We start from the raw sequence: 13,971 nt of genomic DNA, 5'->3' as shown, positions 1-13,971 counted from the left end.
GAAACAAGCATACTTCTCTTGGCTGCCGGACACGTTATGTGTGAGGCCTAAAGGAGGTTTGAGACGTGAATACACAGCGTGCGAAAGACATTTCAGAATCCGCCGCCATGGCGTATGTGACGTACGAAGGAGTTCCGATTTATATTCAGCATGTCAACGAAGACAAGGAAACAGCCAGAATTTTTCCGATCGGAAATCCGCAATTTGAGCAGGAAGTGCTGCTTTCTGATTTACAAGAGCATTTTTGAGAATGGGTCTGCTGATGACAGCAGGCCTTTTTCGTACCTGTGGGAACTTTCCCGCTTTTTGAGAAAAATAACTAAAAATGATTAAATGATCTAACTCCTCCAAACCCGGTACAGATCGGACCTTCTCATGATATAAATAAAATGTAAACGTTATCAGAGGAGGGCTTCACATGACAGACAAATCATTCTCAATCGTTATTGCAGGCGGCGGCAGCACATTTACCCCCGGAATTGTATTAATGCTTTTGAATCACCTGGAAGAGTTTCCGATCAGAAAGCTGAAACTTTATGACAATGATAAAGAAAGGCAGGAGCGGATTGCGGGTGCGTGTGAGGTATTTATAAAAGAAAAAGCGCCGGACATTGAATTTCTGGCGACTGATGACCCAGAGACGGCTTTTACGGATGTTGACTTCGTCATGGCGCATATCCGCGTCGGAAAATATGCGATGCGCGCGCTCGATGAACAAATCCCGCTGAAGTACGGCGTGGTCGGCCAGGAAACATGCGGGCCGGGCGGAATTGCATACGGCATGCGCTCTATCGGCGGTGTTCTGGAGATTCTTGATTATATGGAAACGTACTCGCCCGACGCATGGATGCTGAATTACTCCAATCCGGCGGCGATTGTGGCCGAAGCTACACGGCGCCTCAGACCGAATTCAAAAATATTGAACATCTGCGACATGCCGGTCGGAATTGAGGATCGCATGGCGAACATCCTCGGATTATCTTCACGGAAAGAAATGAACGTCCGTTACTACGGCTTGAACCACTTTGGCTGGTGGACGTCCATCACAGACCGGCATGGCAATGATTTAATGCCGAAGCTGAAAGAGCATGTCCGTGAATACGGCTACGTTCCGAAGACGGAGGCCGAACAGACTGAAGCAAGCTGGAATGACACATTCAAAAAAGCGCGCGACGTACAGGCGGCTGATCCGGATACGCTTCCGAACACATATCTGCAATATTACTTATTCCCGGATGATATGGTGAAAAAATCAAACCCGAACCATACGAGAGCCAACGAAGTCATGGAAGGGCGGGAAGCTTTCATTTTCAGCCAATGCGATATGATTACGCGCGAACAATCGTCGGAGAACAGTGAAATTAAAATTGATGATCATGCTTCCTATATCGTCGACCTTGCCCGGGCCATCGCTTACAACACAGGGGAGAGGATGCTGTTAATCGTTGAAAATAACGGCGCGATCGCAAACTTTGATCCGTCAGCCATGGTTGAGATTCCTTGTCTCGTAGGCTCAAACGGACCGGAACCGCTCTCAGTCGGGAACATACCGCAATTTCAAAAAGGCCTGATGGAACAGCAGGTGTCTGTTGAAAAACTGACGGCTGAAGCGTGGGAAGAGCGGTCATTTCAAAAGCTGTGGCAGGCGCTGATCCTGTCAAAAACAGTGCCGAACGCCCGTGTGGCAAGACTGATTCTTGAAGATCTGATGGAGGCTAACAAGGACTACTGGCCTGAGCTTGATGTAAGTCCGTCTCCTATTTCCTGATGACAATCTTCCCCGTTTTCTTTATCTGTTATTCTATATAATAGAAAGAAAACGGGGGGATTTTTGGGATGAGTCTTGAAGAACTGGTTAATCAGCATTACGCGAAATTAAATGATAACGATTTTTATATTTTAAAATATATATTGAATCATAAGCATACGTGCTATCATCTCGGTATCAATGACATGGCGAAAGCCTGCAATGTCTCTCGGTCTTCCATCCTGCGGCTTGCCCAAAAACTGGGCTTCAGCGGCTATAGTGAATTCCGGGTTTTTCTGAAATGGGAGGACCAGCCTGAAGAGGGCGAGAATATGACGTTTGAAAAGCTGCTGGATGATATTGAAGCCAATGTAAAATACGTGAAGTCAAAAGATATGACGGAGATGTGCCGGCTGATAGATGAAGCAAAACGGATTTTCGTTTACGGATCGGGCACGGCTCAGAGGGTGTGCGCCCGTGAGCTGCAGCGGATGTTTGTATCCCGGCGGAAGTATCTGATTTTAATTCAGGACATCACAGAGTTTGATATCATGTGTGATGATTTTACGGTTGATGACGTATTCATCATTATTTCTTTATCAGGCGAAACACCCGAATTAATTCCGCAGGTAAGGACCCTGTCCGCAAAGGGAGTTCCGTTTATTTCAATCACCAATCTGAAAAACAACGTACTGGCGCAAATGACGCCGTATAATCTTTATGCGACCAGCAAGCCGGTGATGTTAAGCGATAAAACGGAAATTGTCGCATTTGCCCCGTTTTTTCTGGTGGGCGAAGCGTTATTCCGTGCATATGTTGATTATAAAGAGCTCGAAAATTTTGATAAATAGCGGGAGGTCACGTGAAATGATGCAAAAAGTCCAGCGCTTCGGCAGCGCGATGTTTGTGCCTGTTTTGTTATTTGCATTTTCCGGTATTATTGTCGGTCTGAGTACGCTGTTTAAAAATAAAACGCTGATGGGGCCGCTGGCTGATCCTGACGGGCTTTGGTATCAATGCTGGTACGTCATTGAACAGGGCGGCTGGACCGTCTTTAATCAAATGCCGCTCCTGTTTGCGATCGGCATACCTGTCGCCTTAGCGAAAAAAGCGCAGGCGCGGGCCTGTTTGGAAGCGCTTACAGTTTATCTGACATTCAATTACTTTATCAATGCGATTCTGACGGTTTGGGGCGGGGCTTTTCATGTCGATATGACTCAGGAAGCCGGCGGAACGAGCGGGCTGACGATGATCGCCGGGATCAAAACGCTTGATACGAATATTATCGGCGCCATCTTTATTTCATCTATTGTCGTGTATTTGCACAATCGTTATTTTGATAAAAAACTGCCGGATTTTCTGGGGATTTTTCAAGGATCTTCCTACATCGTTATCATTTCTTTCTTCATTATGATACCGATTTCGCTTGCGGTGGCATACGTGTGGCCGATGGTTCAGTCCGGAATAGGCTCGCTGCAAAGTTTTCTCGTTTCTTCCGGGGCGATCGGCGTGTGGATTTACACGTTCCTGGAGCGGATTTTAATTCCGACCGGCCTGCATCATTTTATTTACTCTCCGTTTATTTACGGTCCGGCTGTGGCTGAAGGCGGTATCGTCACCTATTGGGCCCAGCATCTCGGGGAATACTCTCAAAGCGTCAAACCGCTGAAAGAATTGTTCCCGCAGGGGGGCTTCGCGCTTCACGGCAACTCGAAAATCTTCGGCATTCCAGGAATCGCGCTCGCTTTTTACGCCACGGCTTCAAAGGAAAAGAAAAAAATCGTCGCCGGCCTATTGATCCCGGTCACCTTGACGTCCATTGTCGCGGGAATTACAGAGCCGATTGAATTTACATTCCTTTTTATCTCGCCGTTTTTATTTGCGGTTCATGCTTTGCTTGCCGCTTCCATGGCAACCGTCATGTATATGGCCGGCGTCGTCGGAAATATGGGAGGCGGTTTGATCGAAGCTGCGACCTTGAACTGGATCCCGCTGGCGTCAAGCCACGGCTTGACGTATGTATACCAGATCATTATCGGATTGTGTTTTACCGCTGTTTACTTTTTTGTCTTCCGTTTCCTCATTCTCAAATTCAACATCGCCACACCGGGCAGAGAAAAAGAGGAAGGGCAGGAAACAAAGCTCTATTCGAAAAAGGAGTACAGAGAACGGAAGCAGGCTTCAAAAGAAACAGCGGCGGCAGACGAAACACAGCGGGATACAGCCGCTTTGTATATTGAAGCGCTGGGCGGAAAGGACAATATTACGGAGGTCACCAATTGCGCCACCCGTCTCCGCGTCACTGTCGCTGATGAATCAAAGGTCAAAAGTGACGCCGATTTCAGAGAGCTGGGAGCCCACGGGGTCGTCAGAAAAGGCAGGGCGCTTCAGGTCATTGTCGGATTAGGCGTTCCGCAAATGCGGGAGCGTGTCGAGAAAATATTGAATGGTTAAAATACTGCAGCAGCAGATTATGTGCAGAGCGCTTGTTAATCCGGCGCTCTTTTTATGTTTTGAAGAAATGTATGAATTTGTCATACCTTTGCCACCTGTACATGCAGGAGTGAAAATGAGAGGGTGCAAAAAACGAAATGACTTCTGCGGTATTTTAAATAGCAATTAACAAATAGGAGGCAAGACAATGACAAACTATACGACTTTCTTAGGACTTTACAAACCCGATAAAGCCGAAGGGATTGAAGTTGAAAGCATTGCTCAAAACTTTGAAGCGATTGACAGCAAAATCGGTGCTGCGCTTAGCAATGGCACGTCAACTTATGAAAATTTAAACGAAAGACTTAACATGTATGAAAACAGATTTGAACATGTGACAGAGCGGAACGTTATGGATTTTGGAGCTAAAGGAGACGGCGTAACGGATGATACGCAGGCATTTCATGATGCCATGGCCGACGGAGGTTATGTCGTAACAGTTCCCGCGGGTGTATTCAGAACATCGGGATTGTTTGTTCCGTCAAATACAATGCTTGTCGGAGCAGGCAAGAAAAGAACGGTCATTAAATTATTAGACGAAACACCGGTCGGCCATTCTGTTCTGACCAACAGTGATTATACGAACGGTAATGAAAATATTTACGTCGGCCATCTCACTTTGGATTGGAACAAGGATACGCGTCCTTCCGGCTGGAAGATTCCGAAAGGCCCCACTTCAAGCTGTTTGCTTTTTGCGAATGTTGACTATTCTTTTGTCGAGCATGTGTTTGCGAAGAACGCCGGCCTGCACGGCTTTGATTCTACAAGCCCGAACTATAACAGACATGGAGAAAAAGATGATCCAACTTATTATCAGCCCAACGGCTGTAACTTTGTAACGTTTTCACATTGTGAAGCAACAGGGTCCGGGGATGATAACTTTACTTGTCACTTTGGGAAACACACGACTTTCAGTCATTGCCTCTCTTATCATCCTATGGGGCTAAACGATGGAACTTCTAACACGAACTGTTTTGAAATTGATGACGGCTCTCAAGACGTAATGATTGATAGTTGTATCTCAATTGGAGGAGTCCGAGGCTTTGAGATTAAGGCACACGGTTATGCACCGGCTGCGAAGAGAGTACAGCTTGTTAACTGTCGCGCATACGAAAATGCCATTGGATATAGCATTCGCCATATCGGTCACCACACAGCAAGCGATCCTCAGTCAGCGACAGCCCATGATGTGCAGCTTGCGAATTGTATCGCATATAACCCTAAGCCGAATGATCTTTACAAAGGGGCGGGTCCAAACGCGTTGCAAATCTCCGGATATGATGGTGTGAGTGTTGTGAATTTCCATGCTGTTTGTGATGATAGTTCAATTGATTATAAGGGTAATTCGGTAGTCAGCGTATTTTATAAAGGACGCTTAATTAGCTTAAAGAATATAACCATTCGCGGATTTAAGACTGCAGACAATGATTTATATATTGTCGGCGGGGATAACTCAGTAGGAAAAGTAATGGTGGATGGTGTCACCTTGATTGACTCCGGAAAAAAAGGAGTTGCATTTGGCAGCGGAATGTACGAGTCTGTTGTTAGTAATGTTTGGGGACAGAGATCTCCAAAAAATAATAGCGGGACAGTTGGAATTTATTCCTCAGATCCAGATCTTAATGTATCCAATTGTGATTTTTCAGGTTATGAAACTGACTTTAACATTGGAGGAGCAGTCACTCCTTATTTCTTATTCAAACATAAAGGAAGCGGGGTCATTGGCTCCCGTGAATCTCACGCTACAGGCAATAATAATTTTGTGGCTGGTTCTGTTCGGGGAAGAGCAACCGGAGCGGCTCAATCTTCAGTGCTTTCTTCGTACAATACAATTAATCCGAATTCAGATTCTGTAGCACTTGGCTGGGGTGCCGGCAGCACTCCGTCATCAGCCAACAGAAAGATTGAGCTTCACGCAAAAGAAGGAACAATTAAGGCTACGGGAGGCGTAACAGGTTCCTCGACATTCTCTGACTACGCCGAGTATTTTGAAAGCCTGAGAGGGGAAAAGATTCAGACGGGAACACTTGTCACACTTGAAGGTGATAAGATCAGACCGGCTGAAAAAGGTGACCTCATGCTTGGGGTCATTTCCGAGACCGCCGGAGTGATTCTTGGTGAGTCGAGTTTTCACTGGTCGGGACGATACGTAAAGAATGAATTTGGCGGCTATGTTTATGAAGAACAGAAAGATGCGAATGGCCATACGGTCATGGCGCCAAAGGAAAATCCGGACTTTCGGCCTGAAGAAGACTACGCTTCAAGAGAAGAGAGAGACGAGTGGAACATTGTCGGACTCATCGGCCAGGTATATGTCAGATGCGATGAGACTGTGAAAGCGGGAGATTTTATTCACGCTCATAATGGGATTGCAACAAAATCTGATGCTCCAAACCAGCGCTGGCAGGTCATGAAAGTGATCAATGAGTTTGATGCTGATAAAGGATTCGGGGTCGCTCTCGTTTTTATTCGTTAAATGAAATGACACGGTATGAATGATCATCTGACTAGCGGACGTCTTTTAAAGGCTCCGCTAGTCATTTTAAAATAAAAGGCTCCGGTTCAGGAGCTGGTAAAAAGAAAAGATAAGACAGCCTCCATATATCTGCACGCCTCATTCCCACAATTTTTATCCTCAATGATATTTCCGTTTTTTTTTACACAAAGTACATAATAAAAGTGCAGGTTCAAGGGTTAATCCTTTATTCATTTAAGACAAACAAATAAAATAAATATACATACATATTGAACAAAGGATTTGGAGGCTTACACATGTCAAAGGCTTTATCATATGTAAAACCGTATTCTCTTTTGGCAGGAATCGCTTTGTTTTTCATGCTCATCGAGCTTGCGGTAGAGCTGCTACAGCCCCTGCTGATCGGGAAAATCATTGACGAAGGAATTTTAAAGCAGGATCTCGATACGGTTTGGCTGTGGGGCGGCGTGATGATCGGACTGACCGCTGTTTCATTCGCATCGGGCATTTTAAATTCATTCTACTCCGCCCACATCAGCCAGAGCTATGCGTATGATACGCGAAAAGGGCTTTTTCAAAAAATTCAATCCTTCTCCTATTCGACGTTTGCGCAATTCTCATCCACATCGTTTATCACCCGGCTGACAAACGATGTGACACAGGTTCAGAATATGCTTTTCATGAGTCTCCGGTTTATGCTCCGGGCGCCGTTAATGATTGCGGGGGGCATTATTCTCTCGCTGACCGTCAATGCGAAACTCGGGTTTTTTCTGCTGATCACGGTGCCGATTTTGCTTTTGTTTTTGCTGTGGGTGCTGAAAAGAGGCGGCGCGCTGTTTCGGTCTGTGCAAAAGCGGCTTGATCAGGTCAACACGATCATGCAGGAAAACCTGACGGCGATCAAACTGATTAAAGCGCTCCTCCGTGCAAACCACGAAGTGAAACGTTTTTTGAAATCGAATACGAAGCTGATGGAAAAAACGGTCTCCGCTTTTCGTCTCGTGGAAGCGGCGATGCCGATTTTAATGCTGCTGATGAACATTTGTATTTTGTTTATCTTATGGTTCGGCGCCAAAAGCATTGCTCAGGGCGGAGCGCAGGTCGGCGATGTCGTTTCCGTCATTAACTATGCGACGCGGATTACAGGCGCGCTGTCCGTCCTTCCTTTTCTCATCATGGTATTTTCCCGGGCGAAGGCTTCCGGAGAAAGAATCGGCGAGGTGCTGGAAACAGAAGGCGGCGAGGGAACGGGGCAGGACCCGGCACGGGCGCTTGCAGGCGGGATTGAGTTTCGCGAAGTGTCCTTCCGCTATCCGGGCATGGAAAAAGACGCACTGCATCACGTGTCCTTTTCAGCCAGCCCGAAAGAAACGGTTGCCATTATGGGCGCGACAGGTTCAGGAAAATCAACGCTTTTTCAGCTGATTCCGCGCCTGTACACGGCTGATTCGGGCAGTATTTTCATAGACGGCAAACCGATCGGTGAATTCTCCGCTTGCGGGCTGCGCAGGGAAATCGGCTATGTTCCGCAGGAAGTGCTTCTGTTTTCGGGCACCATCCGTGAAAATATCGCCTGGGGGCGGGAGGATGCTTCACTAGATGAAGTAATGGAAGCGGCCAAAGACGCGCAAATCCATGACACGATTATGAAGCTGTCAAACGGATACGACACGGTGCTGGGACAGCGGGGCGTCAATTTGTCAGGCGGGCAGAAGCAGCGGATTTCCATCGCGCGCGCTTTTATCAGAAAGCCGTCCCTCCTGCTGTTAGATGACAGTACGAGCGCGCTTGATCTTCAAACGGAAGCGAAGCTTTTACAAGCGATCAGATCCTATGAATGCACGACACTGATTATTACGCAGAAAATAACGACTGCGATGAAGGCTGACACCATCTTATTGCTTGAAGACGGCGAACTGCTGGCCAAAGGCACGCACAAAGAGCTGATGGCACAGTCTCATCTGTACCGGCAGATTTATGAATCACAATTCGGAAAGGAGGGAGCTGACAATGCAAAAAGACATTCGTAAACCTTTCCGATATCCGAAAATACCGCTCAAATCAAATGAAGGCGGCAGAAAACGCGTGAAAGCAAAAGATACAAAAGGCACGCTGCGCAGAATCTGGTCTTATGTAGCCGAGAAAAAAGGGCTTTTAACCCTTGTGATCATCATGGTAGTCATAAGCGCCATATTCGGCCTGCTCGGACCGTTCGTCATCGGGAAAGCGATTGATCATTTTATCGTCGGACAGACGATAGACGGATTGGCGGGGGTGCTGTTCATCCTGTTTGGGATTTACCTCGTGCAATCATTGTCCTTATGGTTTCAAAACTATTGGATGATCAATATCTCGCAAAGCACCGTGTTTAAAATGCGGAGCGAGCTGTTTACCCATCTGCATGAGCTGCCGATTCCGTTTTTTGATAAACAGCGGCTCGGGGACTTAATGAGCCGGGTCACCAATGATATCGAAAATGTCAGCTCCACTTTAAATACATCCGTCATTCAAGTGCTGTCAAGCGTCATTACATTCGTCGGCACAATCTCCGTCATGCTGTACATGAGTCCGCTTTTAACATTGATCACGCTTTTGATTATTCCGATCATGCTTTTGAGCATTAAATGGATCACCAACCGGACGGGATTGCTGTTTAAGCAGCAGCAGAAAAACCTCGGCGAGCTGAACGGTTTTATTGAAGAGTCGATATCAGGGGCGAAGGTCATTAAAGCCTATTCGAGGGAAGACCGCGTCATGGAACAATTTTTAGAAAAAAACGCGGCGTTACAATCATCGGGGTTTTGGGCGCAGACGATTTCGGGATTCATTCCGAAAGTAATGAACTCTTTAAACAATTTAAGCTTTACGATTATAGCGGCGGTCGGCGGGCTGTTTGCGCTGAAGGGGTGGATCTCGATCGGTTCCATCGTCGTATTCGCCGAATATTCGCGGCAGTTCACGCGCCCTTTAAATGATTTAGCCAATCAGTTCAATACGATGTTATCGGCCATCGCCGGGGCTGAACGGGTGTTTGACGTGCTTGATGAAAAAGAGGAGCGGGAAGATGAAGAGCATGCGCTGTACCAGCCGATCAAAACGGGAGAGATTGAATTCCGAGATGTCTCCTTCGGCTATCAGGAAGACAGCCTGATCTTAAAACACCTGTCCTTCAGCGTTCCGAAAGGACAGTCCATCGCCTTCGTCGGACCGACCGGAGCGGGTAAAACAACCGTTACGAGCCTGATCGCCCGTTTTTACGAGCCGAATAACGGAAAAATCCTCATTGACGGAACGGATATCAAAAAACTGACGAGATCCAGTCTGAGAAAAAACATGGGGTTTGTCCTGCAGGATTCCTTTCTCTTTCAGGGCACCATCAGGGAAAATATTCGCTACGGCCGGCTGGATGCTTCTGACAAAGAGGTGGAGGAAGCCGCAAAAGCCGCCAATGCCCACGGGTTCATCGAACGGCTCCCGAAAGGCTACGATACCGTTCTTACCCAAAACGGCGCGGGCATCAGCCAAGGACAAAAACAGCTCATTTCCATCGCGAGAGCTGTGCTGGCGGACCCGGTGCTGCTCATTTTGGATGAAGCGACGAGCAACATTGACACAGTGACCGAAGTGAAAATACAAGAAGCGCTCGGCCGTTTAATGACGGGCAGAACAAGCGTCATCATCGCTCACAGGCTGAACACAATTCAAAAAGCCGACCAGATTCTTGTGTTGAAAGACGGCGAAATGGAAGAAAAAGGAACTCACGCCGAACTTCTCAGCCAGAACGGGTTTTACCGGGAATTATATGAAAGCCAGTTCCGGGAATCGTAGATAGGGAAAAAGACCTCCGACAGAGTGCGGAGGTCTTTTTTTCGCGAAGGCAAATAGTACTTTTAAGTTATTTTCGTTAAATGTAACAAAATTACTTGACGTAAATAAGTTATGTATATATACTAGCTTACATAAAGTAAGTGATAATAATTTTCAAGGAGGATTTTATGAATAAATCATTCGAAACAGGAACACTGCTTTTAAGGGTTGTAACAGGTATTATCTTTTTTGTTCACGGTTTATCCAAGTTTCAAGGGTTGGAAGGAACTGCGCAATTTTTCCAGAGCATCGGGATTCCGGCCTTTATGGTCTATGTCATCGCGACGATTGAGCTTGTCGGCGGGGTTCTGATCTTTTTCGGTTTGGCAACGCGCATTATCGGCGTTCTGTTTGCCGTCACATTAGTCGGCGCCATCTTCACGGCGAAGCTTTCCTCACCATTTATGGGCGGATCGGAATTTGATTTCATCTTACTGGTTGCGTCAATTCACTTAGCGCTTTCAGGAAGCCGTCTGCTTTCATTGGATCAGCTCCTTTTCAAATCAAAAAAGGGAGAAACTTTTTCAGCATAAGAAAGAAGGCGTTCAAATGACCGGCATTCATCAAGATACGGCAATCGGTTATGTCAAATTGACCATTAAAAATATGGAACGTTCGCTCGGCTTTTACCGGAATGTAATCGGCCTTCAAGTCATCTCGCAGACAGATCGTTCAGCAAGACTGTCAGCAGACGGAAAACGCGTCCTGCTGGTGCTTGAAGAAAATCCAAGCGCCGTCGTTCTGCCGGAGCGGTCTGTCACCGGCCTTTACCATTTCGCGATACTTCTGCCTGACCGGAAAGAACTCGGCATCGCATTGGCCAGGCTGATTGAAAACGGCATCGCGCTCGGTCAGGGGGATCACGCGGTCAGTGAGGCTCTTTACCTGTCTGATCCGGACGGCAACGGTATTGAAATATACGCCGATCGTCCCCGCAGCACGTGGCAGCGCGATGCAGAGGGCAATTATGTCATGCAAACGGCGCCCGTCGATGTGGACGGGCTTTTGGAAGAAGCCGGAGCTGAACGGAAAAGCCGTCTTCCAGAAGGAACTGTTATCGGCCACATCCATCTTCATGTGACGGACTTACAGGAAGCCAAAGCGTTTTACACCGATATCCTCGGTTTTGACATTGTCGGCAATTACGCCGCCATGTCCGCTCTGTTTGTTTCAGCGGGAGGGTATCACCATCACATCGGTCTGAATATATGGGCCGGAAAACATGCGCCGCCGAAACCGGGAAATGCAAGCGGGCTGGATTATTACACCACCGCGCTGCCGCATCAAAAAGAGCTGTCACGTGTGACAAAAGCGCTGACCGATGCCGGCTTTGAGATCGAAGAAAAAGAAGAGGGCGTATTCGTCAAAGACCCTGTATCAGGGGCGGATATCGCATTTACACTGTAAGAAACAAACCTTGCCGTCTAATCGGCAAGGTTTTCTATTTTTCTGAAGTTTTCTTGAAAAGGCTCGGGAAAGAAGAACGTCGATTTGCAATATACACACGGCTTTTGAGTGACTGAAGAGAGCGAACATCTCAGTGAGGCGCAAAAATGACGCGTGGAGCCGCCATCGCCGGCCCGAGCTCGGAGCATCCGCTGGATTGAAAAAGCTGTATGGACAGGATTTGAATAGAAAAAGGCAAAAGCCGCATCCGGTCACAAGATGCGGCTTTTCATACACAATTTACAATTGTGTGAAAAATGCCCAAAATAAATTGCGCTTCCTGATTCTTCCTGATATGATAAGCCGAAAAAGGAGAACCTGAACAAATGAACTCAAATGCAGCACAGACGGAACAGCCGCTGAAGCATAACGGAAACCGGATGACGGTCAAGGACTTTATCATTCTTGCCAAACCGGGGATTATCATCTCAAATTCACTCGCCGCATTGGGCGGATTTTGGATCGCATGGATTCAGTCAGAAAGGACGGACGGAGGGCCCGGTATATTTGCCGCCATGGCGGTTGCCATGATCGGAACGGCGTTGGTCATGGCATCAAGCACTGTTTTTAATAACTTTTTTGACCGCGGCATGGACGCAAAAATGGCGCGAACCCGCACCCGCGCCAGCGTCACGGGGAGAATACCGCCGCCGGTCATGATCCTGTACGGCACATGTCTCGGCGCATGCGGATTCATCATGCTTGCTTCGCTTAATGTACTGACCGCCGTTCTTGGCTTGCTTGCATTTTTGCTGTATGCCGTCGTTTATACGCTTTGGTTTAAAAGACAATCCGTCTGGAGCACATTTGTCGGCAGCTTTCCCGGGGCGGCTCCGCCTTTAATCGGTTATTGCGCGCTGACCGGGTACATTGATATGCCCGCGATTTTGTTATACGCGATTATGTTTTTGTGGCAGCCGCCGCATTTCTGGGCGATCGGAATCAGGCGAAAGGAAGAGTATCGTGCCGCCGGCATTCCGCTTTTGCCGATCATAAAAGGCAACCGCGCCACAAAAATAAAAATGCTGCGCTATATTGCCGTTCTGACTGCGGTTTCGCTGCTCGTTCCTCTTTATATAGACGTCAGCCCGTTTTATACCGCGTCCGCTCTCCTGCTCGGGGCCATCTGGCTGTACCGGAGCGTCAAAGGCTTTCAGGCGGCGGATGACACGCAATGGTCGAAGGGGATGTTTTTTTATTCGATTGTGTATTTCAGTCTGCTTTTTCTTATTTTAATGGCTGATTCGTTTATCAATGCGGTTCTCAGAACGTAAACAGGCGGCTTGCAGATACAGAGCCGCCCCGTTTTGTTTATGCTTTTTTGATGAGAGCCAAAATATCTTCAAGCCAGGAAATATAATTCCGTTCCCGCTCAAGCGCTTTTGTCAGCACGAGATAATGGCCGAAATCAGGAGAAGAAAAAGAATCCGCCTCCGCGGACGATGTCATCAGTTCTTGATAACTGTTTTCCAGATCGGACAATTTCTCCTTCCGCTTTACGAGCTGATCGGTGAATAGCTCATCCGCTTCTTCCTGCGTCAAAGCTGAGATGAAATAAGCCTTCAGCATAAATTCATCCTTCACCGTTTCCGGAATCGGGTCTTTTTTCGTCAGCCAGGCAGCAAGCTCCAGATCTCCCTTGTCAGTCAGCGTGTACATTTTTTTCTCAAGCTTCGTTCCTTGAATCGCAGTGCGAAACGTAATAAATCCCTCAGCCGTCAGTTTTTTTAATTCCGGATAAATCTGGCTGTGCTTTGCGCTCCAAAACTGGCCGAGCTCTTCTTTAAAATAGCTCGATATATCATATCCGCTCAATTCGCCTTTTCGCAAAAGCCCTAAAATCGCGTACTTTAAAATTCTCATGTTGTCCTCCAAGCCATTCATTTGACAGCTAGTATACCATACGGCCGCTCAAAAACGCAGAAGTGCCGGATGCTTGTAA

At 47.3% G+C, this 13,971-nt stretch carries 11 protein-coding genes; 10 read left to right on the top strand and 1 reads right to left on the bottom strand.

From position 1 onward, the window contains the following. Positions 1-65 precede the first annotated feature (65 nt). From ABK447_RS16430 to cyoE, 10 genes are all read left to right on the top strand, one after another. Positions 66-248, top strand: coding sequence for an H-type small acid-soluble spore protein (locus ABK447_RS16430; protein WP_003155535.1), 183 nt, complete (start codon positions 66-68; stop codon positions 246-248). A gap of 170 nt (positions 249-418) precedes the next feature. Then, positions 419-1,768 carry a maltose-6'-phosphate glucosidase gene (glvA, locus tag ABK447_RS16425; protein ID WP_007610111.1) on the top strand — a complete coding sequence of 450 codons (1,350 nt, stop codon included), beginning with the start codon at positions 419-421 and terminating at the stop codon, positions 1,766-1,768. Between the two features lie 68 nt (positions 1,769-1,836). Continuing rightward, positions 1,837-2,598, top strand: a complete 762-nt coding sequence (locus ABK447_RS16420; protein WP_085341829.1) for a MurR/RpiR family transcriptional regulator — start codon at positions 1,837-1,839, stop codon at positions 2,596-2,598. A gap of 16 nt (positions 2,599-2,614) precedes the next feature. Continuing rightward, positions 2,615-4,201, top strand: a complete 1,587-nt coding sequence (locus tag ABK447_RS16415; protein ID WP_012117097.1) for an alpha-glucoside-specific PTS transporter subunit IIBC — start codon at positions 2,615-2,617, stop codon at positions 4,199-4,201. A 187-nt stretch (positions 4,202-4,388) separates the two neighbouring features. Beyond that, a complete protein-coding gene (locus ABK447_RS16410) occupies positions 4,389-6,716 on the top strand; it encodes a peptidase G2 autoproteolytic cleavage domain-containing protein (RefSeq protein ID WP_099320041.1) in 2,328 nt (775 codons plus the stop codon). A 296-nt stretch (positions 6,717-7,012) separates the two neighbouring features. Next, the gene (locus ABK447_RS16405) at positions 7,013-8,746 is read left to right on the top strand and encodes an ABC transporter ATP-binding protein (RefSeq protein ID WP_094031595.1); all 1,734 of its coding nucleotides are present in this window, start codon (positions 7,013-7,015) and stop codon (positions 8,744-8,746) included. Next, positions 8,727-10,544, top strand: a complete 1,818-nt coding sequence (locus tag ABK447_RS16400) for an ABC transporter ATP-binding protein (RefSeq protein ID WP_094031596.1) — start codon at positions 8,727-8,729, stop codon at positions 10,542-10,544. The genes ABK447_RS16405 and ABK447_RS16400 overlap by 20 nt, the downstream gene beginning before the upstream one ends. A gap of 167 nt (positions 10,545-10,711) precedes the next feature. Further along, complete coding sequence (locus tag ABK447_RS16395) at positions 10,712-11,116, top strand: DoxX family protein (protein WP_012117101.1); 405 nt, start codon at positions 10,712-10,714, stop codon at positions 11,114-11,116. 16 nt (positions 11,117-11,132) lie between these two features. Then, a complete protein-coding gene (locus ABK447_RS16390; protein ID WP_191974098.1) occupies positions 11,133-11,990 on the top strand; it encodes a VOC family protein in 858 nt (285 codons plus the stop codon). A gap of 365 nt (positions 11,991-12,355) precedes the next feature. Then, positions 12,356-13,303 carry a heme o synthase gene (gene cyoE, locus ABK447_RS16385; protein ID WP_094031597.1) on the top strand — a complete coding sequence of 316 codons (948 nt, stop codon included), beginning with the start codon at positions 12,356-12,358 and terminating at the stop codon, positions 13,301-13,303. 37 nt (positions 13,304-13,340) lie between these two features. On the opposite strand, the gene ABK447_RS16380 is transcribed toward cyoE, so the two are convergent. Beyond that, positions 13,341-13,892: a PadR family transcriptional regulator gene (locus ABK447_RS16380; RefSeq protein ID WP_015239418.1), complete on the bottom strand. Its 552-nt coding sequence runs from the start codon at positions 13,890-13,892 to the stop codon at positions 13,341-13,343. Positions 13,893-13,971: the final 79 nt, after the last annotated feature.

This window comes from Bacillus sp. hwrm1 (assembly GCF_040207805.1).
Taxonomy (GTDB): domain Bacteria; phylum Bacillota; class Bacilli; order Bacillales; family Bacillaceae; genus Bacillus; species Bacillus velezensis.
This window is presented reverse-complemented; position numbering and strand designations above follow the sequence as displayed.